Below are 25,719 nucleotides of genomic sequence, written 5' to 3' on the forward strand. Positions count from 1 at the left end.
ACCAAACTCTCCAAATGAAGAAGCATTATTATAAAAGAAATCATATTTATCTTTGCCTTGATTTACATAAAGGATATATCCGCAAACCCAAGGACCACAAGCACCACCTCTTCTATAAAAATGCTTTCTGTCATCATACTTATCAATCCATTTTAAACTTTTATCGGTACGACTAAAGATTCTTCTAAATAATCGTCCAAAAAGTTTACTTTCATTATTAAGTTCTTCATCGCTTGTCTCTAAGAGTTCTTGCTCATAAGCACTATATACCGTACAAGGTTGATCTTTTCCTTATCGTTCAATTCTTTAGCAAAAGAGAGAGCCTCCACGAAAGAGAGGTTTCTTCATAAAAAAGGAGCCATACTCTTTAGAATACGACTCCTTCGATATCATGCATTTGGCTACTCTTTGTTCCTTATGGTTTCATTGTGCATTAATATGTATATACAATATAATTGACCGAATGTACGCTTAGACAAACGCAAATCATCTGCGTTCTCAGTATCTAATGTATGTAAGCCTTGGTTATCTTCTATTATATGCTCCATGAAGCGTCGTTTTGCAATTTCCCACTTAAGGAATAGACCATCGTCCAGAGAGGGGGGCAACCCCAACTTCTTTTCAATGTCAAAAAAGTCAATATCAACATAGATACTATCGTTTTCTCTTATACGTTCTTGAAAACTGTGATTGTCCATAGCTATTGCTCTCTTCCTATTGTCTATTGACATATGAGGATAATGCAGAGTTATGCTATCGCCTTTTTGTAAGGAGTATAAATCGAAGTCATACCTGTCATCTAACCAATAGAACTCCACTTCATTCTTACGTAAGTTGTATCCGACGATTACAGATGTTGCAATGTATTCCTTCTCGTATTTCTTTTGTATCTCCGTCGATAAACCAACATTTACAATGTCTATCACCTTGCAAACGACTGAGGAGTCGTTCTCAAGCAACACCTGAGATTTTGCTCTCGGAGTTACAAAACACAAAAACAGCAAGAAGAGCACTATGCTTGCTCTATTCTCCTTCGACTGGTGTTTCATCCTCTAAAACTTGTAATCCTGCCTTCTGAAACCACTTCTGAATTTGGTCTAAGAATCATATAAGCTTTCATCGTCATATCTCTTGTCACAAATCCCCATTTTATTCGCCCAGTAACAGTTATGTCACATCTGTTACTGTAAAAATAAAATGTAGAGGTCGAGTTAGGAGTCCAAGTACATGATGGATTAGAGTGAACTTTTGTACTAACTACATCCAACTCTTTTCTATTATACCAGACAATCATCTCCGTTGTTGATGTCGCGACGTGGGAACTGTGTTGCCCTCGAAGTACATATGTGAGCTTTACCCCACTCGCCCGTGTTGAAGAACTGGACTGTTGTGAAACTTAAGATAGATCTGTCAAATTAATTGTTTCCCCTCCTGTCTTCACAAATTCAAAGAATTCCTTGGTCTTTTCGTAATCTTCCGACAGAAGAAATTTATCAACCTCTTCTTGAGAAACTCCCTCAATCTGCGTCCAACCATATTGAGCACAAAGTTGTTTCATCTTTTGCAAGTGCTCTATCTTGCTTGATGGCATGTCCATTTCATTGCTACAAGAACTGATGGCAAATAGTGCGAACATACATACTGTCATGCATGCGAGATAAATGTAATTTCGTTTCATAATAACAAGTTTTTTAACGTCAATGCTTTTAGACTGAGAAGCTGAGTGATTATATGCTTACCTCCTTTCCTTAAAATCACAGATTGCTTCGATAATAAGTGTACGCTATGTTTCTTTTCTCTGTAGTAGACTGACGTGTTATTCTTTTCATCTGCAAAGTTAGTTAGTAACAGACAAAGCCTGCAATACCTAAATGTTGGTATTTTTTACATCCAATATAATAACACTTCAGTGGCTTAACTTTCCCGATTACTGCCTCCAGCGATATCCAACAGTTCGGAAGTAATCCCTTGTTGTCTCAATTTATTATACTCCAGCTGCAACTTACCTAATAATTTCACGGCATTATCATTAGCCATCTGCATCGCCAGAATACGGGCAGCCTGTTCGGAAGTTTTATTTTCCATCAACAGATCGTACATCAAAGCATGCATCATCAGGGGATACAACATGGTTAATATTTGTTCACATCCGGGTTCATAAATATACCAGGTACCGAGCCGATCTGTGGTTTCTATTTTTTCTTCCGGTTCTACAATAACCGGCAAAAAAGAACGTAACCGCACGATTTGTACGCCCATACTTTTATAATGTGCATAAACAACTCCTACCTGGTCGTATTTTCCTTTCAAAAAATCTTCCATCAGTTCATCGGCCAATTCCCGGGTAGCCGCCATATAGTCTTTCTTTTCAAAAGCTTCGGGATGTCGGGCCAGGCGAATGCCCTTTATCCGTTTCACCTCAGCCAGTATTTTTTTTCCGACCGGAAAAACGGTAATTTCCCGGATACCCCGTTTCTGATAAGCCTGTACTTCCTCCACCAATTTTTTATATAAATTGATATTGAAAGCTCCGCACAATCCATCGTCGGAAGCAAAAATAACAATAGCCACCTTCTTTACCTGGCGCTTCACTGTCAATGGCGACTGAAACTCACAACCGGATTTTTCAATATGGGCATATATTTCCCATAACTTCCGGCGATAAGGCTCGGCCTGAAGTAACTTGTTCTCGGCCTTTCTCAACCGGGCAGAAGAAATCATCTTCATTGCTCCGGTAATTTTCTGAGAGGAATGGACAGAATTGATCCTTCCTTTCAGTTCACGCATCGTTGCCATTCTTCTCTTTTTTACTTATCTACAAATTCTTCGGTTTGTTCGGTTTGTTTCACGGGTGCAGCAAATTTATCGGCTACTTCCTTAGCCACTTCCTCCAACAAAGCAGCGACGACTTCGTCCAGACGTCCCACCTTCAATTCATCCAACACTTCTTTCCGGTAACGTACCCGAAGAATATCGAGAAAATATTTCTCAAAATCGCCGACATGTTTTAAAGGTACCCGTTGTAACAAACCCTGGGTTCCGCAATAAATAATAGCAATCTCTTCTTCTACAGGCATCGGGGCATATTGAGGTTGCACCAATAGACGGGCATTTTTTTGTCCTTTATCGATCACCATCTGAGTGACCGGATCCAAATCTCCTCCGAATTTGGAGAACGACTCGAGTTCCCGGTATTGAGCCTGATCGATTTTTAAGGTTCCGGCAATCTTTTTCATCGCTTTCACCTGAGCATTTCCTCCTACCCGCGATACTGAAACGCCTACATTGATTGCCGGCCGGACTCCTTCGTTAAACAGAGAAGTTTCGAGGAATATCTGGCCATCCGTGATAGAGATGACATTCGTCGGAATATATGCCGACACATCGCCGGCCTGAGTCTCGATAATCGGTAAAGCGGTCAGTGATCCTCCGCCTTTGATCACCGGTTTCAACGGTTCGGGCAAGTCGTTCATCGCCGAAGCCACCTCATCGTTGGATATAATCTTGGCTGCCCGCTCAAGCAAACGGGAGTGCAAATAAAAGATATCCCCCGGATAAGCCTCTCTACCCGAAGGTCTGCGCAAAATCAAAGAAATTTCCCGATAAGCAACAGCCTGCTTCGACAAATCATCGTATACGACCAGCGCATGCCTCCCGCTATCCCGGAAATATTCTCCGATCGTCGCTCCGGCAAAAGGTGCATAATAACGCATGGCAGCCGAATCGGACGCATTGGCAGCCAATACTACCGTGTAGTCCATCGCTCCGTGAGTTTTCAATACGTTGACCAAGGCTGCCACAGAAGAAGCTTTCTGACCGACAGCGACATAAATACAATAAACCGGTTTACCCTGCCGGTAATTTTCACGTTGATTCAATATGGTATCGATAGCGATAGCCGTTTTTCCGGTTTGCCGGTCACCGATAATCAGTTCCCGTTGTCCCCTACCGATAGGTACCATCGAATCCACCGCTTTAATCCCTGTCTGCAAAGGTTCTTTAACAGGCTGCCGATAAATTACCCCGGGAGCCTTTCTTTCCAAAGGCAGCTCCAACAGATCGCCGGTAATCGGCCCTGCCCCGTCGATGGGTTCTCCCAGTGTATCGATTACCCGTCCCAACAATCCTTCTCCCACATGAATAGAAGCAATATGCCCGGTGCGTTTAGCCGTAAAATTCTCTTTCACACGATCTCCCAAATTCAAAAGCACGACTCCCACCTGATCTTCTTCGAGGTTCATGGCAACTCCCCTTACCCCATTTTCAAATTCGATCAGTTCGCCGGAAGTTACATTATCCAGCCCGAATACATTGGCTACGCCATCTCCCACCTCCAATACGGTTCCAATTTCTTCAAATTCAGCTTTCAAATCAACGTTATCCAGTTGTTGCTGAAGAATATCTGATGTTTCACTTGGTTTTATCATAATCTAATCATTTATACTTATCCTCTCCTATTTCAATTGCTTTGCGATTTTTTTCAACTCTCCGCCTACTGAATAATCGAGCTGCATGGAATTTACCCGGAGTACAAAGCCCCCGATAATAGCCGGATCTACCTTTTCGACAAATTCGATCTGTCTGGAAGTCCGGTCCGTCACCAGTTTTTTTATCCGGTCCAGCGTCTCCTGCTTCAAAGCAACCGCCGTGATAATCTTTATTCGTCCGATCTGGTACACCTTCCGGTATAACTTCTGGTACATCAGACAAATAGAGCGGATATACATCTCGCGGTGATTTTTTATCAGCAAACGGATTCCCCGCAGATACAACGTTCCGGGTTCGATCCCGATAGCGATCGTCAACAATTGTTCTTTATCCCGGGGAGACAATATCGGATTCAGTAATGCCTTATGTAAATCGGGATGGGAAATATAATTTTGTTCGAAGGTCTTCATTTTTTGATATACCTCTTCCGCAGCATTATATTTCTGTGCTACTTTCAGCATAGCCAAAGCGTATCTCCGTGCTATTAAACCTTCATCCATATCATTACAGTTTCTGAGCTGATTCCAGCTCATCCAACATTCGATCCACCAATTCTACCTGAGCAGTATCTTTCGACAAATCTTTTCTCAATACTTTCTCCGCGATCTCGAGTGACAAACGGCTCACCTGTCGCCTCATTTGTTTTTCGGCCTCCCGTTTAGCCTGTTCCATAGAAGCTTTTGCCTCTTCCATCATCTTCCGGACTTCATCGGCAGCTTCTTTTTTTGCGTTCTCGATCATCTCCCGTTTCATCCGTTCGGTTTCCTGTAAAGCAGCCAATTGTTTTCTATGGGCTTCGGCCAGCATCTCTTCCACTTTTGTTTCCACTTCGTCCAGCCGTTGTTTTGCCTCGCGGGTAAATTTCACCCCACTATCGATAAAATCCGCTCTTTGTTCTATACTTCGGATAATCACGGGCCAGGCATATTTAGCCAGGATAGCCAGAATGATCAGAAAGACCACCAGCATCCAGAATACCAACCCGATCTCCGGTTTAAAGAGTCCCATAAACGATTATATAAACAAAGCCAACAAACATACAATGATAGCAAACAAAGCGACACCTTCAATCAAAGCAGCGATCACGATCATATTCGTACGAATATTCCCGGTCTGCTCGGGTTGGCGGGCAATAGCGTCCATGGCATTCGCCCCGATCTTCCCAATACCTATACCTGCACCGATAGCAGCTAACCCTGCGCCGATGGCAGCACCGACTTTTGCCAGACTCATTCCGGCAGCGACCTGTAATAAAATCATACTTAACATAGCTTTTCAATTTTAAAATTATTCTATTTTATATTATTTTACTTTTTTTATTTTTCATGCCGAGCCCCGGTTTCCGCAGGTCTTGCCAAAGAAATAAAAATGGCAGACAACAACATAAATACATAAGCCTGTATGAAGCAAATCAACAAATCGATAAATCCCATAAATACAGCAAACACAACGGCAATCACGGTCGAAGTCCCCATAATCACAGGTCCCATCGCTGCAAAAATGAAAATCAGGGAAATCAGAACCAAAGTAATCAAATGTCCACCGAGCATATTGGCAAACAACCGGATCATCAAGGCAATCGGTTTGGTAAACACACCGAAAATCTCGATGACAGGCATCATCGGAACCGGACATTTCAACCAGGTCGGCACTTCGGGCCAAAAAATATCTTTCCAATATCCCTTACGTCCTGAAAAGTTGACTACGACAAAAGTACACACAGCCAACACTAAAGTGACAGACATATTTCCGGCCAGATTGGCACCTCCCGGAAAAATAACAATCAAGCCCATCAAATTCATCAAGAGAATAAAGAAAAATAAGGTCAGCAAATACGGTCCGAAACGCCGGGCATCTTTCCCTAAAATCGGTACAATCAACTCCTCATACAACATACCGACTCCAAATTCCATCATTCCTTTTACACGCCGCGGCGCTTCATACGGTTTCTTCTTATACCACCGGACCAATGGAAAGACGAGCCAACAAAGCAGTAAAGCACATATAAATAAGGCCAGTACATTTTTAGTGACCGAAAAATCCCAGGGCCGGTAAATATGGCCGGAAGCATTCCGGGCAATCACTTTTCCCTCGTATTCTCCCTCACCGGCAATATAAAAACCTTCATATTCCTGTCCGCCGGCTAATTTCGCAGAACTGAACACATGCCATGCTCCTTCTTCATCCCTGACAATCACGGGTAACGGGATATGCAAATTCCAGACATTCCATCCGTATTCATCTCCCAGATGTTCGAATATCGACTTTTGGGGATTGAATGATTCTGCTGCTGTTTCGTCTGCCTTTACCCATTGACCGGCCAGCAGGAATAGACTCAGTCCTAACAGATACCTGATTAATTTCATATTTTACTTCGTTTCAGAAATTACAAGTGTTACCGGCTAATTAATACAAACGACAATCCGATTATCCAATACTTCGACAACTCCCGAATCGATCGTCAGTTGCTTTTCTCCTCCTCCTGTATCATAAACCACATTTCCATGCGTGAGTGTGGAAATCAGGGGGGCATGTTGTTCCAAGATAGTAAAAGTTCCCAGGGAACCGGGTAAAGTCACCCGTTGTACATTCCCTTTAAACAACACTTTTTCTGCAGATATTATTTCCAGTCTCATAGTTATACAAATTACAAATTTCCAACCTAACAAGTCTCCAGTTCTTCGCTTTCTTCCCGCCTATAACCTGCCCATAACCTTTAGCCTTTTAGCTTTTTACCTTTTACTTTGCCGCCTCTTTCATCATCTTCTTTCCTTTTTCGATCACATCCTCGATGGTTCCGGCATTCATAAAGGCCTGCTCGGGATATTCGTCCATTTCTCCGCTGAGAATCATTTTAAAACCCCGGATCGTTTCTTCGAGGGGGACCATAACTCCCTGCAATCCGGTAAATTGTTCTGCCACATGAAACGGTTGTGAAAGATAACGCTGAGCACGCCGGGCACGGTTTACCACCAATTTATCACTATCCGAAAGTTCATCCACACCGAGAATTGCAATAATATCCTGCAATTCCTGATAATGCTGCAGCAATTCGATGACCTGCTGGGCCGTATTATAATGTTCCTCCCCGACAATATTCGGATCGAGGATACGGGAAGAAGATTCCAGCGGATCTACTGCAGGATAAATACCCAGCTCGGTAATCTTCCGGCTCAGTACGGTTGTCGCATCCAGGAAATTGAAAGTCGTTGCCGGTGCGGGATCCGTCAAGTCGTCGGCAGGCACATAAATAGCCTGTACCGAAGTGATAGAACCATATTTAGTAGAAGCGATCCGCTCCTGTAACTTTCCCATCTCAGAAGCCAGTGTCGGCTGATATCCAACAGCCGAAGGCATACGTCCCAACAAAGCCGACACTTCCGAACCCGCCTGAGTAAACCGGAAAATATTATCGATAAAAAACAGGATTTCCTTTCCTCCTTCGTTAGAATCCCGGAAAGACTCGGCTACTGTCAGTCCCGACAAGGCCACCCGTAAACGTGCTCCGGGGGGCTCGTTCATCTGTCCGAACACCAGGGTAGCTTGTGACTGACTCACCTGTTCCATATCCACGCTTTTCACGTCCCATTTCCCTTCATTCATCTCTTCCTGAAAACGTTCACCGTATTTCACTACTCCCGATTCGATCATTTCCCTCAGCAAATCGTTTCCTTCACGAGTCCGTTCACCGACTCCGGCAAACACGGAATATCCATTATGCCCTTTGGCAATGTTATTGATCAATTCCATGATCAGCACCGTTTTCCCGACTCCGGCCCCACCGAACAAACCGATTTTTCCTCCTTTGGAATAGGGAGCCAATAAATCGATCACTTTGATACCGGTCAGCAAAAGCTCCTGAGTCGTCGTTAAATCTTCGAATCTCGGCGGTTCCCGATGAATAGACAACGTACCGGTATAATCCAGTTTTCCCAATTTATCGATGGCATCTCCGGTGACATTCAATAACCGTCCCTTGATTTGTTTTCCCACCGGCATCGTCAGTGTACGTCCCAAATCCCAGGCTTTCATGCCCCTGCGCAACCCATCGGTCGTATCCATCGCAACACAACGGACAGTATCTTCTCCGATATGCTGTTCAACCTCGATAATCAATTTTTCGCCATTATCCCGTTCTATCCGTAAGGCTTCATAAATAGGAGGCAAATCCTCTCCGTCCTTTTCAAAAATGACATCCACAACAGGTCCGATCACCTGTGTTACATATCCAAACTTCTCTGCCATAATATTGATTTTCATTAATTATTTAACAATTTCCGAATCAGCCTTACCTCCCCTGTTTATCCACTTGCGTGCATATCCCTTTTTGTCACCGATTCTCAGAACGAACTACACATACTTCACCTTCCCCTGATTTGTGTAGAACCAGGTTTTTCCTCTTTTAACGAGAATGCTAAATGATAAGTTTCCCTAAAAAGTACAAAAGAAAACTCTTGTCGTGCCAGACAGATAACATCCTCATCCATTCGGAGGCATACCACATCTGCAAACGCATAGGCACATGAATTTTCTGGACACCGTGCAGAATTTTATAAGATAAAATATTCCAGCTTTGATCACTCCCGGCCGATAAATCGATTTGAGTAGCCGGATTCAAAACCTTCAGATACAGAAAATACGGAATGTAGTTGGTTTTTAAATCTGAAGACGGAACTTCTACCAGGACAGACTCATTCACAATCCCTTCTTCGACAGTATAGTCTGTCAAGCTTTCTTCCCTGTCGATTGCCGACCCCTTTGTCCACAAAAGAAGAAACAATACCCCATATATCAGTAGAAACTTCATCGCTTTCAAAAATAAACTATTTTTTCATCACTAACAACTAATAACAAAAATAATGCCACAAAAAAAACGGAATGTCCCTTCTTAGTTGCCCAACTTCCATTATCTTTGTATTGGAATTAACTTGGACACAGAATGTTAAAACAGTCCCAGAGATTAAACCATTAATTATTTATAAAAATCGTATCTTTGAAGCGAAATTTGAGTGATATAAATTATGAGATTTGACGAAGTAAATTTAGACGAGAACGTACTGCAGGGAATAGAAGCTATGAACTTTCAGGAGATGACTCCAGTGCAAGAACAGACCATTCCGGTCATATTAGAGGGGAAAGATATCATCGGATGCGCTCAGACCGGAACCGGTAAAACGGCAGCTTACACCTTACCTCTACTCAGCCGTTTAGTCGCAGAGGGTAACCCCGACAATCATATCCGCGCAGTCATCATGGTACCTACCCGGGAATTGGCCCAACAGATCGACATGCAATTCGAAGGTTTTTCTTATTTTCTCCCCATTTCGACGACCGTAGTCTACGGCGGAGGAGACGGAGCCGGCTGGGACCAGCAAAAGAAGGGTTTATTAATGGGAGCGGATGTGGTGATCGCCACTCCGGGACGTTTATTATCACACATCGCCAATAGCGGTATCGATCTTTCACAGGTCAGCTACTTCATTCTGGACGAAGCCGACCGGATGCTGGACATGGGTTTTTTCGACGATATCATGCAAATAGTCAAACAGATGCCGACAAAACGTCAAACAATTCTGTTTTCAGCAACTTTACCACCGAAAATCCGGCAGTTAGCCAAACAGATACTGAAAGATCCGGCAGAGATCAATATCGCCATTTCCAAACCGAACGAAGCGATTATCCAATCGGCTTATATCTGTTATGAGACGCAGAAAATGGCTATCATCCAGGAGCTATTCAGTAAACCCAACCGCAAAAAAACCATTATCTTCTCTTCTTCCAAACAAAAGGTAAAAGATCTGGCCTATTCTTTAAAGCGCATGAAACTCAATGTTGCAGCCATGCATTCCGATCTGGAACAGGAACAACGGGAAGCGGTGATGCTCGACTTTAAAAACGGAAAGACCGACATTTTAGTCGCAACCGATATTGTTGCCCGGGGCATCGATATCGACGACATCGGTCTGGTCATCAACTACGACGTTCCCCACGATCCGGAAGATTATATCCATCGCATCGGCCGTACAGCCCGGGCGAATGCAGATGGTGTAGCCATTACTTTTGTCTGCGAACCGGAACAGGGTAAATTTCATAAAATCGAAGAATTTATAGAAAAAGACATCTATAAAATTCCGTTACCACCGACTGTAGGTCCTGGCCCTGTCTATAACCCACAGGCATTCGAGCGCCGTCCGAGAGGAAAATTCAAAAACAATCGCCCGGGAAGGAAACGTCCTTATACCCGGAAGAAGAATTTCAATAAACCGGAAAATTAAAGAGAAAAGGAACGCTGATTGGCGCAACTTCGGTTCCGAAAACAAAATATAAATGGTGAACTTCAGCTCCGCCAATCAGTATCAGACAAGCCTCCCGATCATTCCGAATTCATGCCCGAACCTGGAGAAAAATTCCTCTGTCAACGGGCTCCGATAAAGGTAACTTTCATTTTAATCGGATCGGTCCCGGGAGTCAAAGGTGCGGACACATCGATCAGCAAATTGGCTTTTTTATCTTTTACCGTCCCGCTCACTGTTATATCGGCCTGAAGAACGCCATTCATAATCGGCACCTGAGATGCGCTACCGTTCACTTCTCCTTTATCGTTCACAGCAACATTTTTTATCTCCAGATCCCCCACAGGGACCGTGCCGAATTTAAAATCTTTCAGCTCGAGATTTATCCTATCTTTTCCTGCATCGACAATGGTAATCTTTTGTCCGGTCAGTGGTTCACCGATCGGAGTCCCTGCCTCATCCGTCACCGTAATCGTTCCCGTATAGGTTCCTGCCACCGCTTCTTTCTTATCATCGTCGTCATCACTACAAGCTGTCATCCCTAAAAAGAATACAGCCATCATCAAAAAACAGAGTTTCTTTTTCATCATTTTCTTACCGTTTAATCCTAATTATTATCTAATCTTAATCATACGGTCAATAATAAAAAAGGTTGTTTCTCGTCTAAACCGAACCTTGAAAGTTAAACAAAAAACTTTTAGGATTGAGTTATTATAAAGTACACCTATGAGAAAAAGTTCCAACTAGTGATAAACGTGAAGATCGATATGCCGATAGATTGATTATTAATTAAAAATCAAATTGCATTTAAAGGAAAAGAGCCCGGTACAATACCGGGCTTTATATCAAAATAAATAATTTTTTCTGAACAACTTTTGGGGTGTACTTCAAAACCCCCGTTCTCTTATTCCAGATTTACACAAATCGGGAAAATATTCCTATTCAGCATTAATAATTTCAATGTCATCCACAATCAACTCACTTCCGGGAGCTCCTGCAAATTCTGCACCATTTTTACTGGAAGAGCAAATGATTGAAAATTTATACTTTTTAGCCGGATCATAGGCTTTCAGATAATTCAGACTAACTTCAAAGGGAGTAAAAGCCGATTTTTCAGCACCATCTGTAAACATACCAATTGCCACAATATTAGTTGTAGCCGGATCGTATAGAGTCACACCGTCCAACCACTCAGTGGTATAGTCGTTCACTTCATATAATACCGCCGTAATGGCACAACTATCTGTCATTTCAGGAACCGGAACTCCCGTAACGACAGTAGACCAGCCGGAACCGGACACTTCGGTTTTATAATAGGTTTCCCCGGCTTTGTATTTATAGTATCCTTTTACAGTTTGTGGTTGGTTATAATAAGGTACCCCAAAATGAGTACTCTTCAATGTATTACCCATATCGACCACAAACTCACCCAAAAACAAAGAGGCTGCTGTTACCTTGGGCACAACGGTTAACATATACATACCCTTACTGTCATTTGAAACAAGTCTTGCTCCCTTACCACTACGTCCATCTGCCTCCCCAACTCCGACAGCATCCATCGGACAAGCCGACAAGAGTCCTTTCAAAAGCACCAAAGCTGAATTGCTAGTCGCCCATCCGGCAGGATCGTAATAATCCAAATCACTAGGAACTATATTTCCTTCATCATCCGTTGCTTCGGCACTATGGAAAACCCAGGATTCAAAATCATAGTAGGACATGGTCTGAACGATTGAAACGGTATATACTTGCTGCGTACCATCTTCTGCAATAACGGTATAAGTTACTTTACCTGAAAAATCCTGAGCCACACCACTAGCTGGCATAACAGTAGCCTTTTCTGAAACAGCTATTGTAGGAATCAAAGTTTTCAATGTCTCCGTTCCGGTCGTGTCAGCTACCATAAAAGTAATATCAGTACCATTAATCTGCGGTTGTATAATCACAGCAGAATTACCCCCCATTCCTTCGGCAAACGTAAAGGCAGTAATGTCAGCTGCAGTACTTTCCCCTCCGGTCAGTCGATTACCTGCGAAAGTAACCTTAACTGTTTGATTCAAGGGAGCAGGAACAGCTACTTCTATATTTAGAATCATTTTGTCATTCTTTACTTCACCGACAACTTTCACATTACATTTTCCTAAGTTTTTATCGGTTAAATCCAGTTCTTGTTCTCCGGTAAAAGAATACGAATCCCCGTTTTCAATAACCACAGCTTCGTCAATTGCAATGGTACCAAAATCCAAGCCAATAACACTCAGATTCTTCAACTCCATCTTTATGGTTTCATCATTTACCTTATAAAGGTATACCTTCTGAGGAAAATTCTTTGCAATTTCTACACCGTCAGATGTACCGTCACTATACATCATAATATCCAAGGTTCCCTTGTAAGACCCTGCAATCTTTTCCTCTATCGGAAGCGAATTATCGTCATCCTTGCAAGCAACAAAACCTAGCGAAAACAACGCTACAAACAAAAATAAAATCAGTTTTTTCATAATCAATTTTTCATTTTTTTTTAATATTCCGAAGCTAACGACTAATAAATACGGACGTTTTAATCGTCGTTTATTTTTCCCTTTTTTTACATGAGTATAGTTAATAGCAAAAATCGTGCAAAATTAATAAAATATGTGTGTTAAATAATAAAATTAACATTTCAAATACGTAAATGGTTAATATTCAAATTACATCAATTTCAGAGATAGAATTACAAATTATTTGATTTTATCACTAGCTTTCGTATCAGTGTATCTAGTCACTTTTTTCTTTCAGTTCATCTTTTACAAATTTAAACGTCCGTTTATCTTCTTCTCTAATTATCAGAAAATAATATTAATAAAAACAGATGATGAAAAAGAATTTAGTATTTCTCTTAATGGCGTTTTTAACGCTGAATTTTGTAGCTTGTAGCGACGATGACGATGACGACAACGACCCCGTCACAATCGAAGGGCGAGGATTCAACATCGATCAGACTTTCAATGTAACAAACAAAGACAATACAGCAGAAGTTATAGTAAATATTGCAACAGAGAAAGGAATCGAAAATCTGATCGTTAAAATAGAATCGCCGGTATTGACAGAAGATGTTCTAAATGCAGTAAACCTACCGAAAGAATTCGATTTGGCCAATCCGGCTTCCGAGGAACTAGCCCAAACCTTGATCGGATTTGGTTTGCTATCGAAAGATAAAAAAATAAAAGGCAGTACTGAAACTACTTTCGATGTCTCTCAGTTCATGCCGTTATTAGGAGGATTCGAAAATCCGGGACCTCATAAATTCATATTAACTGTTAAAGACAGCGCCGGGAACAACTTATCGAAGACTTTAACCGTTTATTTTCCTAATCTGAAGAAATAAACACAAACAGTAAATTAAATTGTATGAAAAAATTATTTTTATTCACCCTGATTTGTTCGTTGGGGTTTTTCACAGCTTGCAGTGACGACGATGATAACGACACTCCGACCCCGACTCCTCCAGAGGTCAATCTGGCTAAAGAAATCGAAGGGCTATACAATGCTGACTTATTTTTAACTTATGAATCTGCCCAAGATACCTCCGATCAAACCATTAACTTTTTCCCACAAGGTAAAGATTATGTCAAATTAAAAACCAGTAATATCAATTACAAGATTGGCAAAAATATGATCGGTTCTATTGAAATCGATTCTATTCCTGTAGCCAATAGTTTCAGCAAAGCAGCAGATCATAATATCTACTTTAAAATTACCAATAAAAAGGTTACTTTAAGTAAGTTAGGAGAAATGACCGCCAATGGAAACGGAAGTATCGGAGGAGGAGCCATCCAGTTCCAGTTGAAACTCCAAAATACCGATCTGACCGTCGACCTGAATTTCAAAGGCCGGCAAACGATGAACGATCAGCCGGAAATCCTGAAGATGATCTTCGATAACGATATGGTCTTGTCCCAGCCGGAAATCAAATACGAAAATTATAAATATGAAATCGTATTTTACGTCAAACCGGATGCCGACCTTTCAAAACTACAATTGACTCCTATTATCGAACTCTCTAAAGGCGCTATCGTGAAACCTGTTTCGGGAGAAGTAGTCGATTTTTCGAAAGCCATCGATCAAGGAGACGATACGGAATTTGTCTATTTCAATGTCGTATCGGAAAATTATCAGAAAACCCGTCAATATCGGGCAAGATTTAAAATAGGTCAATCCGTTCCCAAAGCAACGTTTGAAAATTGGGTTTCCGAAGGCAATGATTTTTATAAACCGGAAGGCCAATGGGCCACTTCAAATAAAGGGATATCTTTAATCAAGATATTCCCCGGATTATACGATGGCGGAGCGATTGTTGCCCCGGTAACAGAAGGCCAAAGCGGGAAAGCAGCCAAGATCTCGACTGCCTATACAACAGGTAAAGAAAGTATACTTGGTTTTCCCCCTATTCCGGTAATTACTTCCGGTTCTTTATTCTTAGGTGACTTTGAGGTCGATACCAAAAATACGTTGAATAGTACCCAATTCGGTATTCCTTATTTTCAGAAACCGATCAGGGTTAAAGGATATTATAAATACAAACCCGGAGAAAAGTACTATTATTGTAAAGACCCGAAAAATAATTCCAACAAAGCCGAATTAGACCCGGAAAAAACCGACCAAGGCGCTTTGAGTGCTGTTTTATACGAAGTAGATAATTACACAGAATTCCTCAATGGTGAAACCATTTTCAATTCAGATAAAATAGTCGCTATTGCTCAGCTGATCACCGGCCAGCAAGATAGTTTCAAGGAATTTGATTTAACCCTGGACTACAAACAGCAGTATAATCCTGCCAAAAAATATCGTTTTGCGGTTATTTTCTCCTCGAGTAAAGATGGAGACAAGTTCTGCGGAGCAGGAGGAAGCGAGTTGATCGTCGACGAAGTTGAAATTATCAACGAATAATTTAATGATATTATCCCCAAAAGTTTATTGTAAAACTTTTGGGGATTCGTATTTCTTTCAGTCAAGCCCCCCGGTATTAAAAAATAGAATTATTAATATCCGTCGTAAACCGCTCCAAAGTTTCCATACCGATAAGTGAATTTCCATGCCGGTTCAATTCGGGACTCCACACCGTAATGGCTAAATTACCCGGAATATAGGCAGCCACTCCTCCCCCGACTCCACTTTTCCCAGGTAGTCCTGCCCGAAAAGCAAAATCTCCCGATTCGTCGTAGAAACCACAAGTCAACATTAAGGCCCCCAGACGTTTGGATTGACTGACCGTCAGAATTTTTTCCTGATTAAAAGGATTCACTCCATGGTTTGCTAAAAATAAAAAAGCTCTGGTCAGCTCCTTGCAATTCATAGCAATGGCGCATTGATGACAATATACATCCACCACATCTTCCACATCATTTTCCATATTGCCGAAGCTTTTCATCAGATAGCCCAAAGCCATGTTCCGGTCCGCATGTTCACGTTCCGAGCGGGCAATGTGTTTATCATAGTAGATATCGTCATTGCCACATATACCTCTGACAAATTGGAGAATAGCATCTTTAGGCTGTTCATAAAGACTCATCAGACGATCGGTGACCACCAGAGCCCCGGCATTGATAAAAGGATTACGCGGAATACCATGTTCATATTCCAACTGTACAAGCGAATTAAAAGGGTTCCCCGAAGGCTCACGTCCGACGAACTTCCAGATACGATCACCCAAATGACGGGTTACCATGGCTAATGCGAATACTTTAGAGATACTCTGAATAGAAAAACGAATATCCGCATCTCCTACCTGAAAAGAATGTCCGTCCAATGTCTCGATAGCTATTCCATATCGTTTCGGCTCTACTTCCGCTAAAGCCGGTATATAATCCGCCACCTTTCCTTTTCCCCAATAGGCTTTCAATTCCTGGTGTATTTTTTCAATGACAATCCCGTAATCCATAAGTATTTTTTTTAGGCGCACAAAGATACACCAAAAACATTTAAAACGTTTTCATAAGTAAAAAAATGATTCTTCATATAAAAAATTGTCCTGAAAGTTTCTACCTCGAACTTTCAGGACAATTCTTTGCTTATCGAGCCTATTCGGATAGGACTAAACCAAGGTAGTACTTTCTTTTTGAGGAGCTTCTTCTTTCAGAAATTCACCGGCCTCATTGAAATAAACGGTCAATGTGGAATCTCCTTTTTCTATAATCAGTTTATAACTGTTATCAGAACCTTTTGCTGCCTCTTTGGTCGTATAACCTTCGTATTTTGCCGTTACTGCAGCAGCCACTTTTTCAGGTACTTCAGCTACCTCTATCTTCGTATAAGTCACTTTTTCCTGAGCCAATAGCATCGGAGCTTCTTCTTTCACCACGGTATCCTTTTTCACCACAGTATCCTGTACATTTACAGGAGCGATCACCAGACTTTCAGCAGATGCCGGAATAGCAAATACACATACAACCAATGCTACAAATGCGCTTTTTACTAAATTTTTCATAACATTCAAATTTAATTGTTAATAATTATGTTGTCGAACTCTTATTTCTAACCGCGTTCGTAAAACAATATGAAAAACTTATGCCGAAAATTTCGCAGCAAAAGGGAGCGTAAAACAAATCATTATTAATCAATTACTTAAAAATCATAAAACAGAATAGTTATACTCTATTTACATTTATTATATGGAAAATCCCCCTATTCGTTCTACAGATTTGGGTAAAATCTCCACACCCAAAAACAATTGTCACCGGGATACCGACAAAAAAGCGGTCACCTTTCCGGATAACCACTTTTTCCTGTAGATTTAATAAAATCTAATCTATTGTTTTGGGCAGTTATATACATATTTACACTTATAAACGTACAGTCAGGGTAACATATATAAACACTTCTATTTATATTCTAAAACATCCCAAATAGGTGACAAAAAACAGAAGAAAATTTACCAAACAGGGTGAAGACAGGCAATACAAACGTTACATCTCCTATTCATAGCCTATTCACTCCTTATTCCCGACGTTGTTGTATAGGAGGTGAATCGGAGATGAATAAGGGTTAATCCCTATCCTGAGAGGTTCCAGACCTGCAAATCACCTGCAATAGGTGGCATGAATAGTGGCCGCCCCGACAAGCCGAATAGTCAGAAAAGACAGCAAAAAACAAGAAATAGAATTTTTGAAATCTTCAAAATAGCGTTTTCCGGCCTCCCTCATGGTTTTAAGTGCCGCTTTATTCACCGCCCCGAAAAGACAGGCTTCCAAAGAAGCCGATGATAACTACGGAATAAAATGCCCGTCGCTTCTTCGTCGCCTTTCGCCAATAAACGGATAATATTTTTTTTCCTGTTCTTCTGCCATCGGTCCGTTTATTCTACCTCCAACCGTCTGTCTTTCGGATATTTCACCTTATAGCGCAGGATAAGATCGCGCTGTTCGCCGGGTTGCAAGATCAGCGGCCAGGTAACGATACCGGTATCGCCGTCCACTTTGCCACCGCTCACCTCTTCGGCAGTCACGGTAATACTGCTGTTGGCGGAGACGGGCAACTGATCGTAAAGAGTCAGATCAACCGCCTGCGGACGATTATTCCGAACGGATATTTTCCAACCTATCGTCTGTGTCTGCATAGCTCCCATCAGTTTCCGCGAGGTATATTCATGCTCTTTCGTGCGCTGTACGGCAATCTGCCGGTCGCGTCCGAGAGAAAACGAAAGCGTATCCCCGGCCGTATTCACATCGAGCACCGATTTGCCGATGAACGTGCCTTCGAAATAGATGTTAGCTTCTCCCTCCAACAGGTTAAGCTTACTCCAATCGGTAACCTGTGCCATCAGAAAGGCATCTTTATCGATTTTCGGAGTACACCGGTAGACATAAGAGACCGGCAGTTCATAGCGGCCTATCTCTGCCACAATAGGCTTATTGTCCGATAAAACCGTATAGGGCATCTTAATCCCGAACTCATAACCTGTCGGTTGCCGGGTTTGTTCTACTTCAATCGGTATGCTCCCCGCCTCTTCTTCGGCAACTACCTCTTCCACAGGCGCGGTAGACATAAGAGCCAAAGTGTTTTTCCGGGCTTTCCGGGGAGAGCCATGACCGGCAACCACCACTTCCTCCAAACTTTGCGTATCGGGATCCAAGACAACATGCAACGTATTGCTACGCACATCAACCGTCCGCGAAGTATAGCCGATATACGCAAATTCCAACCGGTGTTGTCCCTCGGGCATCGTCAACGAATAACGGCCGTCGACATCCGTAGCGCAACCGATAGTAGTACCCGGAATTTTAACCGTAGCTCCGATCAAGGGTTCATGGGTAGTGGCATCCGAAACAATACCCGATACGTTATTTCCATTCATTTCATCGCGATAGACCGGTGCCGCCCATCCATAATTCAGCCGATAAGGCAACAGCCGGGGAGCCACATTCCCCGTTGAGGGACTGGAGGAAGAGAGCGACAAAGCGACATTTTTCCATGCTTCGCCCGTATGTTGAAAGATATTCGCTTTATAAGTAATGGAAAGTGGTTCGGTCAGACTCTCCGAACGAATGTCGTAGGAAGGAAACCAACCGGCATTTTTAACATAATAGCTCAAGGTAAAGGTTACGGTACAGGCAGCCGGAGCATGAATACCCACCAGGATTTCCCCGGTACGTTTCAAGTCCTTCCCTTTCACCTGGGCCAATTCCCGGGACACCTGCCGATGCCGCCCGGACAGTTCTTCCAGCTGCCCGCCAATAGTCAATTCTTCGGCAGTGAGCGCTTTCATCCGTTCGGTGAAATAAGCGGTCGCTTCCCGGACAGTCGCCATAGTCAACGCATTGCTTTTACCACCTATCGTACAATTGTTTTTCAATACCTCCTGCCCCGCCTTCACGACAGCAAGAGCCGCTTTCCGTTCTTCCTGTTGTTTTTCTATTTTTTTCAAAGTCTGCTGCAACTGCTCCTGCTTACGCCCTACCGCCACACTGTCCAGGAAATTATATTGCAGATTCACATTCGTGATCGTCAGTTTTCCCTTCGCACTCACCTGCATACTCCGGGCATCGAGATAAGGTGAAAGACCGGTAAACAGTAAAGCCGAATTGCCAGCCGGGATGTCCACCCGTTTAGTACGGGTTACCTGTGCTCCGTCGATAAACAGCATGACTTTCTCTGCCACCGTTTCCACTTTGCGCTGCGCCGTCGACACCGTGGTCACTATACACAGACAAAGAACCAGCCCTACATAATTCCTGAACTTTTCCATAATCCCAATTAAAATAAGGTATCTATAATTCCTCTGACCTTTGTTTCAGTATACAAATATAGTGAAAGGTGAGAGCAAAAACAACAAACTGGTTTGATTGATTTTACCGAACCGAAAACAACAGGAGCCATGATAATACAAAACGGCCGCCGGAACCCCGGCAGCCGTTTCTTTATCATCGGATAATATTTTTACTTCCTGGCCAGTTGAAGCAAAATTTCCATGACCTGGATAGCGCTCTTCGATACTTTCGTACCGGGTCCGAATACGGCAATTGCACCAGCATCGAACAGGAATTGATAATCCTGGTGAGGAATTACACCACCCACATATACGAGGATATCTTCCCGGCCTAATTTTTTCAATTCGGCGATAACGGCTGGTACCAGCGTTTTGTGTCCGGCAGCCAGAGAAGAAACACCAACGACATGCACATCGTTTTCAACAGCTTGTTTAGCCGTTTCTTCCGGTGTCTGGAACAAAGGTCCCATATCGACATCGAAGCCCATATCGGCATAACCGGTGGCAACCACTTTGGCTCCCCGGTCGTGACCGTCCTGGCCCATTTTAGCGATCATGATACGTGGACGACGTCCGGTCAGTTCGGCAAACTCATCGGTCATTGCCTTTGCTTTCTCGAAGTCGGCATCTTCGCCGGCAACACTTGAATATACTCCACTCACGGTTCTGATAACAGCTTTATAACGTCCGACAACTTTTTCACATGCATAGGAGATTTCTCCCAGAGAAGCGCGTTTCTTAGCAGCATCTACAGCCAATTCCAGCAAATTACCTTCGCCGGTTTCGACACATTTGGTGATAGCGTCCAGAGCAGCGTCTACTTCAGCCTGATTACGTTCGGCTTTCAGTTTTTTCAGACGGGCGATCTGAGCTTCACGTACGCTGGTATTATCGATCTCGAGGATATCGATCGGATCTTCTTTTTCCAGACGATATTTATTTACACCCACGATAGTCTGTTCGCCACTATCGATACGAGCCTGTGTACGGGCAGCAGCTTCTTCGATACGGAGTTTCGGAATACCCGATTCGATAGCAGCAGCCATACCACCCAGTTTTTCAATTTCCTGGATATGTGCCCAGGCTTTGTGTACCAATTCGTTGGTCAGGTTTTCTACATAGTAAGAACCGGCCCATGGGTCGACTGCCTTACAAATGGTAGATTCTTCCTGGATATAAATCTGAGTATTACGGGCAATACGGGCGGAAAAGTCGGTCGGCAATGCAATAGCCTCATCCAATGCATTGGTATGCAATGACTGTGTATGTCCCAGAGCAGCTCCCATAGCCTCGATACAGGTACGTCCTACGTTATTGAACGGATCCTGTTCGGTCAGTGACCAACCGGAAGTCTGGGAGTGTGTACGCAAAGCTAGGGATTTCGGATTTTTCGGATTGAATTGTTTAACAATCTTAGCCCACAACAGACGACCGGCACGCATTTTAGCAATTTCCATAAAATGGTTGGTACCGATAGCCCAGAAGAAGGACAGACGCGGAGCGAAAGCATCGATATCCATTCCGGCGTTTACTCCGGCACGCAGATATTCCAAACCGTCGGCCAGGGTATATGCCAACTCGATATCGGCGGTAGCACCTGCTTCCTGCATGTGATAACCGGAAATAGAGATAGAGTTGAACTTCGGCATATTCTTGGACGTATATTCGAAGATATCGGCGATGATCTTCATCGAGAATTTCGGCGGGTAAATATAGGTATTACGCACCATAAATTCTTTCAGGATATCGTTCTGAATGGTTCCGGACAGCTGCTCCAGGGTAGCTCCTTGTTCCAATCCGGCAACAATATAGAAAGCCAGCACCGGAAGCACGGCCCCGTTCATGGTCATAGATACGGACATCTTATCCAAAGGAATCTGGTCGAACAGAATCTTCATGTCCAGGATAGAATCGACAGCCACACCGGCTTTCCCGACATCACCGATCACACGCGGGTGGTCGGAGTCGTATCCACGGTGAGTAGCCAGGTCGAACGCTACAGACAAACCTTTCTGTCCGGCAGCCAGATTGCGGCGATAGAAAGCATTCGATTCTTCAGCGGTAGAGAATCCGGCATACTGACGGATCGTCCAGGGACGCAAAGGATACATGGCAGAATACGGTCCACGCAAATAAGGAGGAATACCGGCAACATAATCCAAATGTTCCATACCTTTCAAATCATCGGCAGTATATACCGGTTTCACCGGAATCAACTCAGGGGTCGTCCAGTTTTTAGCGATGTGGTTGGCTTTTTCCCATTCAGCGGCGCTCATGGAAGCCTTTTCAGACGCTTTAATATTTATATCTTTAAAATTCGGTTTCATGTTTCAATAGTTAAAAAGTTACAGAGTTACCCGTTACTTTATTTAATACCTAATTTTACCTGGTAGCCTTTCAGTTCTTCCAGTACATTGTTCTTCACGTGGATATAGTTCATCAATCCTTTGGCTTCCAGTTCCGGACGGCTTTCAGGATTACCGGCAACCACAACAATAGCCTTGTCTTTCAGTTTTTCGAAAGCTTCGGGTGCAAATCCGGCATATTCATCGTCGGAGCTACACAGCACAACGATAGCGGCTTTATTGTCCAGACACGCCTGAACCCCTTCATCGACCGTCTTGAAGCCATTGTTATCTTTTACTTCAAATCCGGCACAAGCGAAGAAGTTACATGCAAACTGAGCCCGTGCTTTACGCATAGCCAGATTACCCATCGGAAACATATAGACAACCGGACGACCGTTTTTAGCCGAGAAAGCATCGGTTTTCAGGCGCATCGCCTCGAATGCAGCCGGTCCGCGGTAAGGTTTCAGGGTTTCGATTTCAGCGCCTTCGGCAGTTTCGTCTTCGGGTTCGAAGATGCAGGCACACAGCTGACGATCGATCTTTTCGTTGAAGTTAGGGAACTGGTTAACACCCACAAAGTTTTCTTTACGCTGAGCGATAGCCAGGTCACGAGCCTGGGCGGTAGCTTTCACAGCAGCCTGAACAAATCCTTTCTTCAATGCTTCGATATACCCTCCCTGCTCCTGAGTTTCCAGGAATAATTTCCAGGCAGCTTCAGCAATATTCTGGGTCAGTTCCTCGATATAATATGAACCGCCGGCAACATCGACGATCTTGGCAAAGTGCGACTCTTCTTTCAGCAACAACTGCTGGTTGCGGGCAACACGTTCCGCCACGTCGGAGGGATGACATTCGAAGGTATCGTCGAACGGATGAACGGTGAACGAATCGACACCGCCCAATACGGCCGACATCGTTTCGGTCTGAGTACGCAGCATATTTACGTTCGGATCGTATACGGTTTTATTCCACTCAGAAGTTTCTGCATGGATATTCATCTTACATTTGCAATCGCAAGACGGATTGTAGGCTTTCACGATGTGAGCCCACAAGTAACGGGCAGCCCGCAATTTAGCGATCTCCATGAAATACTTGGAACCGGTAGCGAAGTGGAAACGGATTTTCGGAGCCACTTCATCGATCTTCATTCCTGCATCCGTCAGTTTGTCCAGATATTCAACACCGGCAGCCAGTGAGAATCCCAACTCCTGAACGATAGAAGATCCTGAGTTATTGAAAACATATCCACCTACTTCAATGGTCTTGAAGTTTTTGTAGGCAGCCATTTTTTCAAGATTTACTTTTACGTTTTCGAAAGGTTTGTCGCAACAGTTCTTTCCTTTCCGGGTGAGAGCGGTCAACGGATCGACATTGATTCCCCCCTGTATTTTTTCAGGTGCAATACCTCTTTCTTCCACAACAGCCTTAAATGCATCCAGGATACTTCCTTTTTTACATCCGGCGACAAAGTTGATTTCCACACATTCCAGGCAGATGTCTTTCAGGAGGACTTCCATATCTGCTTTGGTAAATTCCTGGCATCCATTCAGTACAAAACCCAGTGAGTTGACACCGCGATTCAATACATCCAATGCTTTTTTATTTGCTTCAGCCAGATCTTCCACAACGATATCCTGACGTACATACCAATCGTTGTTATCTTTTTTGTTACCTCTCACAAACGGGAATTCGCCGGGTAGACAATCCAGATTTTTCAGATCCTGCATATTCTCCAACCGGTACATCGGCTGAACATTAAAACCCTCATTGGTTCTCCATACAAGCTTTTTATTGAAATCGGCCCCTTTCAGGTCGACAGTGACTTTGTCGATCCACTCTTGCATTGTGTTCGGCGCAAACTCACTGAAAAGCTTACAATTTTCTTTTTCTGCCATAATTTATATATTTAACTGTAACTGTTTGTTTGAAAAAACGAACAAATTTAACCCTTTCAAAGGATTAAAAAAATTATTTAGTGCCTTTTTTCCGTATTTAGAACGTTTGTACCCCCGTCACTTTTATCCTTCCTCATTCAGGCGCCGATAAATACGTACGGTTCCGGCTTCTTCCGGATTACCGTTATCCCATATCTTTATCCGCAATTCATTTTGATCTACCGATTGCCATTCCCCGATCCCCAATTCATTTTGCCGGGTATCCAACTCTTCGCAAATCAGCTTATCGCCTTCTTTTTTCATCCGGAAACGTGTAACTCCACACCACAACTCATTTCCAAGCGTATCTTTCACGGAATAAAAACACAGGTTATAAATTCCGGCAGTCACCTCCATCTCATAATACAGCTGATTCGCTTCGTATCTCCACCGACCAACGAAAGGAGCCGCCACCCCGGGGAAATCACTGCAGATAGAAAACCATTATCCAACTGGCTTTGGATAATGGTTTTATTGAAAATCCAGAAAGTAAACTAAAACCGTCCGGTCTAACCGGATGCTCTATGCTGTAGAAGAACGACGGTAGCTTTCGGGGGAACTACCCGAAACACGACTGAAATATTTGGAAAAAAGTGATTGTTCATTAAACCCTAATTCGTAGGCTATTTCCTTAATGGCCATTGGTGAATTACGCAACAGAATCTGTGCTTCGAGCACAATGTATTCCTCTATCCACCGTGCGGCACTGCGTCCGCTCACCAGTCGGATTACAGTAGTAAGATGGCGGGGTGTCAGTGAAAGTTCGCCGGCATAAAATGATACGCGCCGTTGCTTACGGTAATGGGTGTGTAGCAAATCGAGGAAATCATAAAAGATCTTCTCACTGTGCGACGCGGGAGTGGCAGTGTCTTCCAGCCGCCGACAGATATTACGTACTTGACAGAACATACCCAGGATGAGCGGATAAAGAGTATCTGCGGAATCTCTCAAACCAGGAGCATCGGCGCAAAGACATAGGAGCTCGTAGAAGCGAGTCAACCGCCCGTGCTCATCATCATTGACGGCAATGAAAGCATCACGTATCGCAATCTTTCCCAAGGTACGTTCTGCTAAAACAAGCTGCCTCCAAAAAGATTTGGAAAGCAACAGCCCCACACATCGGAAGCCGGGGCTACGACTTACAATACGACAGGCACAGGGGGCGATGAAACACAACAGGTGTTCACGGTTGAAGCGATAGGACTGTAAGTTGATATCCAATTGCATTTCTCCATCCAGACACAAAAAAAGACAGGGTATGTCTATCTTTACCGGATTATCGTGTGTGCCGAAAAGGTCATTTTCGCGCCAAATCACGAAAGGAGTCACCTCTTTACCCAACTGCAAACGTTGAAGTAATTTATCGAATGTAAATATAGGCTGAATCATACAAATAAACATGCAAATAGGGT

Annotated in this window: 23 protein-coding genes; 3 read left to right on the plus strand and 20 right to left on the minus strand. The window is 43.2% G+C overall.

Annotated features, from left to right (window positions below; all coding sequences use genetic code 11):
- Positions 1-401 precede the first annotated feature (401 nt).
- The 11 genes from AC5RDS_RS00025 to AC5RDS_RS00075 form a co-directional block, all read right to left on the minus strand.
- A complete protein-coding gene (locus AC5RDS_RS00025; protein ID WP_195328780.1) occupies positions 402-1,049 on the minus strand; it encodes a hypothetical protein in 648 nt (215 codons plus the stop codon).
- A 347-nt stretch (positions 1,050-1,396) separates the two neighbouring features.
- Positions 1,397-1,678: a hypothetical protein gene (locus tag AC5RDS_RS00030; RefSeq protein ID WP_022161457.1), complete on the minus strand. Its 282-nt coding sequence runs from the start codon at positions 1,676-1,678 to the stop codon at positions 1,397-1,399.
- 236 nt (positions 1,679-1,914) lie between these two features.
- Entirely contained in the window at positions 1,915-2,796 is an 882-nt protein-coding gene (atpG, locus tag AC5RDS_RS00035) for an ATP synthase F1 subunit gamma (RefSeq protein WP_013611734.1), read from the minus strand.
- A gap of 11 nt (positions 2,797-2,807) precedes the next feature.
- Entirely contained in the window at positions 2,808-4,427 is a 1,620-nt protein-coding gene (atpA, locus tag AC5RDS_RS00040) for a F0F1 ATP synthase subunit alpha (RefSeq protein WP_022161459.1), read from the minus strand.
- Between the two features lie 27 nt (positions 4,428-4,454).
- The gene (locus AC5RDS_RS00045) at positions 4,455-4,988 is read right to left on the minus strand and encodes a F0F1 ATP synthase subunit delta (protein WP_013611736.1); all 534 of its coding nucleotides are present in this window, start codon (positions 4,986-4,988) and stop codon (positions 4,455-4,457) included.
- A 4-nt stretch (positions 4,989-4,992) separates the two neighbouring features.
- On the minus strand, positions 4,993-5,496 hold the full coding sequence (gene atpF / locus AC5RDS_RS00050) for a F0F1 ATP synthase subunit B (RefSeq protein ID WP_013611737.1): 504 nt from the start codon (positions 5,494-5,496) through the stop codon (positions 4,993-4,995).
- A 6-nt stretch (positions 5,497-5,502) separates the two neighbouring features.
- Positions 5,503-5,757: an ATP synthase F0 subunit C gene (atpE, locus tag AC5RDS_RS00055; RefSeq protein ID WP_013611738.1), complete on the minus strand. Its 255-nt coding sequence runs from the start codon at positions 5,755-5,757 to the stop codon at positions 5,503-5,505.
- A gap of 47 nt (positions 5,758-5,804) precedes the next feature.
- A complete protein-coding gene (gene atpB, locus AC5RDS_RS00060; protein WP_013611739.1) occupies positions 5,805-6,854 on the minus strand; it encodes a F0F1 ATP synthase subunit A in 1,050 nt (349 codons plus the stop codon).
- Positions 6,855-6,890: 36 nt separating this feature from the next.
- A complete protein-coding gene (locus AC5RDS_RS00065) occupies positions 6,891-7,124 on the minus strand; it encodes a F0F1 ATP synthase subunit delta/epsilon (RefSeq protein ID WP_013611740.1) in 234 nt (77 codons plus the stop codon).
- 103 nt (positions 7,125-7,227) lie between these two features.
- Entirely contained in the window at positions 7,228-8,733 is a 1,506-nt protein-coding gene (gene atpD, locus AC5RDS_RS00070) for a F0F1 ATP synthase subunit beta (protein ID WP_118103587.1), read from the minus strand.
- Between the two features lie 169 nt (positions 8,734-8,902).
- The gene (locus AC5RDS_RS00075) at positions 8,903-9,295 is read right to left on the minus strand and encodes a hypothetical protein (RefSeq protein WP_013611742.1); all 393 of its coding nucleotides are present in this window, start codon (positions 9,293-9,295) and stop codon (positions 8,903-8,905) included.
- Between the two features lie 214 nt (positions 9,296-9,509).
- Here AC5RDS_RS00075 and AC5RDS_RS00080 point away from each other — a divergent pair, with 214 nt between their 5' ends.
- Positions 9,510-10,763: a DEAD/DEAH box helicase gene (locus tag AC5RDS_RS00080; protein ID WP_013611743.1), complete on the plus strand. Its 1,254-nt coding sequence runs from the start codon at positions 9,510-9,512 to the stop codon at positions 10,761-10,763.
- Between the two features lie 140 nt (positions 10,764-10,903).
- Here AC5RDS_RS00080 and AC5RDS_RS00085 read toward each other — a convergent pair whose 3' ends face one another.
- Positions 10,904-11,371 carry a calycin-like domain-containing protein gene (locus tag AC5RDS_RS00085; RefSeq protein ID WP_118103585.1) on the minus strand — a complete coding sequence of 156 codons (468 nt, stop codon included), beginning with the start codon at positions 11,369-11,371 and terminating at the stop codon, positions 10,904-10,906.
- A gap of 348 nt (positions 11,372-11,719) precedes the next feature.
- A complete protein-coding gene (locus tag AC5RDS_RS00090) occupies positions 11,720-13,282 on the minus strand; it encodes a PCMD domain-containing protein (protein WP_046402558.1) in 1,563 nt (520 codons plus the stop codon).
- Between the two features lie 353 nt (positions 13,283-13,635).
- On the opposite strand from AC5RDS_RS00090, the gene AC5RDS_RS00095 reads away from it, so the two are divergent.
- Complete coding sequence (locus tag AC5RDS_RS00095) at positions 13,636-14,148, plus strand: hypothetical protein (RefSeq protein WP_140398528.1); 513 nt, start codon at positions 13,636-13,638, stop codon at positions 14,146-14,148.
- Positions 14,149-14,171: 23 nt separating this feature from the next.
- The gene (locus AC5RDS_RS00100; protein WP_494222165.1) at positions 14,172-15,710 is read left to right on the plus strand and encodes a PCMD domain-containing protein; all 1,539 of its coding nucleotides are present in this window, start codon (positions 14,172-14,174) and stop codon (positions 15,708-15,710) included.
- A gap of 76 nt (positions 15,711-15,786) precedes the next feature.
- On the opposite strand, the gene AC5RDS_RS00105 is transcribed toward AC5RDS_RS00100, so the two are convergent.
- From AC5RDS_RS00105 to AC5RDS_RS00135, 7 genes are all read right to left on the minus strand, one after another.
- The gene (locus AC5RDS_RS00105; protein ID WP_013611747.1) at positions 15,787-16,701 is read right to left on the minus strand and encodes a glutaminase; all 915 of its coding nucleotides are present in this window, start codon (positions 16,699-16,701) and stop codon (positions 15,787-15,789) included.
- A gap of 153 nt (positions 16,702-16,854) precedes the next feature.
- Positions 16,855-17,247: a hypothetical protein gene (locus AC5RDS_RS00110; RefSeq protein WP_013611748.1), complete on the minus strand. Its 393-nt coding sequence runs from the start codon at positions 17,245-17,247 to the stop codon at positions 16,855-16,857.
- An 867-nt stretch (positions 17,248-18,114) separates the two neighbouring features.
- A complete protein-coding gene (locus AC5RDS_RS00115; protein ID WP_118404538.1) occupies positions 18,115-20,004 on the minus strand; it encodes a DUF4139 domain-containing protein in 1,890 nt (629 codons plus the stop codon).
- A 191-nt stretch (positions 20,005-20,195) separates the two neighbouring features.
- The gene (gene scpA / locus AC5RDS_RS00120) at positions 20,196-22,352 is read right to left on the minus strand and encodes a methylmalonyl-CoA mutase (RefSeq protein ID WP_046451178.1); all 2,157 of its coding nucleotides are present in this window, start codon (positions 22,350-22,352) and stop codon (positions 20,196-20,198) included.
- A 38-nt stretch (positions 22,353-22,390) separates the two neighbouring features.
- Complete coding sequence (locus tag AC5RDS_RS00125) at positions 22,391-24,268, minus strand: methylmalonyl-CoA mutase family protein (protein ID WP_087381801.1); 1,878 nt, start codon at positions 24,266-24,268, stop codon at positions 22,391-22,393.
- A gap of 123 nt (positions 24,269-24,391) precedes the next feature.
- Positions 24,392-24,721: a hypothetical protein gene (locus tag AC5RDS_RS00130; protein WP_118944668.1), complete on the minus strand. Its 330-nt coding sequence runs from the start codon at positions 24,719-24,721 to the stop codon at positions 24,392-24,394.
- Between the two features lie 108 nt (positions 24,722-24,829).
- The gene (locus tag AC5RDS_RS00135; RefSeq protein ID WP_013611776.1) at positions 24,830-25,696 is read right to left on the minus strand and encodes an AraC family transcriptional regulator; all 867 of its coding nucleotides are present in this window, start codon (positions 25,694-25,696) and stop codon (positions 24,830-24,832) included.
- Positions 25,697-25,719: the final 23 nt, after the last annotated feature.

The organism is Odoribacter sp. (genome assembly GCF_985060555.1).

Bases quoted from the DNA above. Each gene is read 5' to 3' on its own strand.
- AC5RDS_RS00090 (WP_046402558.1), bottom strand. From the start codon at position 13,282: ATGAAAAAACTGATTTTATTTTTGTTTGTAGCGTTGTTTTCGCTAGGT.
- atpE (WP_013611738.1), bottom strand. From the start codon at position 5,757: ATGTTAAGTATGATTTTATTACAGGTCGCTGCCGGAATGAGTCTGGCA.
- atpG (WP_013611734.1), bottom strand. From the start codon at position 2,796: ATGGCAACGATGCGTGAACTGAAAGGAAGGATCAATTCTGTCCATTCC.
- AC5RDS_RS00085 (WP_118103585.1), bottom strand. From the start codon at position 11,371: ATGATGAAAAAGAAACTCTGTTTTTTGATGATGGCTGTATTCTTTTTA.
- atpB (WP_013611739.1), bottom strand. From the start codon at position 6,854: ATGAAATTAATCAGGTATCTGTTAGGACTGAGTCTATTCCTGCTGGCC.
- AC5RDS_RS00105 (WP_013611747.1), bottom strand. From the start codon at position 16,701: ATGGATTACGGGATTGTCATTGAAAAAATACACCAGGAATTGAAAGCC.
- AC5RDS_RS00125 (WP_087381801.1), bottom strand. From the start codon at position 24,268: ATGGCAGAAAAAGAAAATTGTAAGCTTTTCAGTGAGTTTGCGCCGAAC.
- atpA (WP_022161459.1), bottom strand. From the start codon at position 4,427: ATGATAAAACCAAGTGAAACATCAGATATTCTTCAGCAACAACTGGAT.
- AC5RDS_RS00110 (WP_013611748.1), bottom strand. From the start codon at position 17,247: ATGAAAAATTTAGTAAAAAGCGCATTTGTAGCATTGGTTGTATGTGTA.
- AC5RDS_RS00025 (WP_195328780.1), bottom strand. From the start codon at position 1,049: ATGAAACACCAGTCGAAGGAGAATAGAGCAAGCATAGTGCTCTTCTTG.
- AC5RDS_RS00075 (WP_013611742.1), bottom strand. From the start codon at position 9,295: ATGAAGTTTCTACTGATATATGGGGTATTGTTTCTTCTTTTGTGGACA.
- atpD (WP_118103587.1), bottom strand. From the start codon at position 8,733: ATGGCAGAGAAGTTTGGATATGTAACACAGGTGATCGGACCTGTTGTG.
- AC5RDS_RS00065 (WP_013611740.1), bottom strand. From the start codon at position 7,124: ATGAGACTGGAAATAATATCTGCAGAAAAAGTGTTGTTTAAAGGGAAT.
- AC5RDS_RS00045 (WP_013611736.1), bottom strand. From the start codon at position 4,988: ATGGATGAAGGTTTAATAGCACGGAGATACGCTTTGGCTATGCTGAAA.
- AC5RDS_RS00080 (WP_013611743.1), top strand. From the start codon at position 9,510: ATGAGATTTGACGAAGTAAATTTAGACGAGAACGTACTGCAGGGAATA.
- AC5RDS_RS00115 (WP_118404538.1), bottom strand. From the start codon at position 20,004: ATGGAAAAGTTCAGGAATTATGTAGGGCTGGTTCTTTGTCTGTGTATA.
- atpF (WP_013611737.1), bottom strand. From the start codon at position 5,496: ATGGGACTCTTTAAACCGGAGATCGGGTTGGTATTCTGGATGCTGGTG.
- AC5RDS_RS00030 (WP_022161457.1), bottom strand. From the start codon at position 1,678: ATGAAACGAAATTACATTTATCTCGCATGCATGACAGTATGTATGTTC.
- scpA (WP_046451178.1), bottom strand. From the start codon at position 22,352: ATGAAACCGAATTTTAAAGATATAAATATTAAAGCGTCTGAAAAGGCT.
- AC5RDS_RS00095 (WP_140398528.1), top strand. From the start codon at position 13,636: ATGAAAAAGAATTTAGTATTTCTCTTAATGGCGTTTTTAACGCTGAAT.
- AC5RDS_RS00100 (WP_494222165.1), top strand. From the start codon at position 14,172: ATGAAAAAATTATTTTTATTCACCCTGATTTGTTCGTTGGGGTTTTTC.
- AC5RDS_RS00135 (WP_013611776.1), bottom strand. From the start codon at position 25,696: ATGATTCAGCCTATATTTACATTCGATAAATTACTTCAACGTTTGCAG.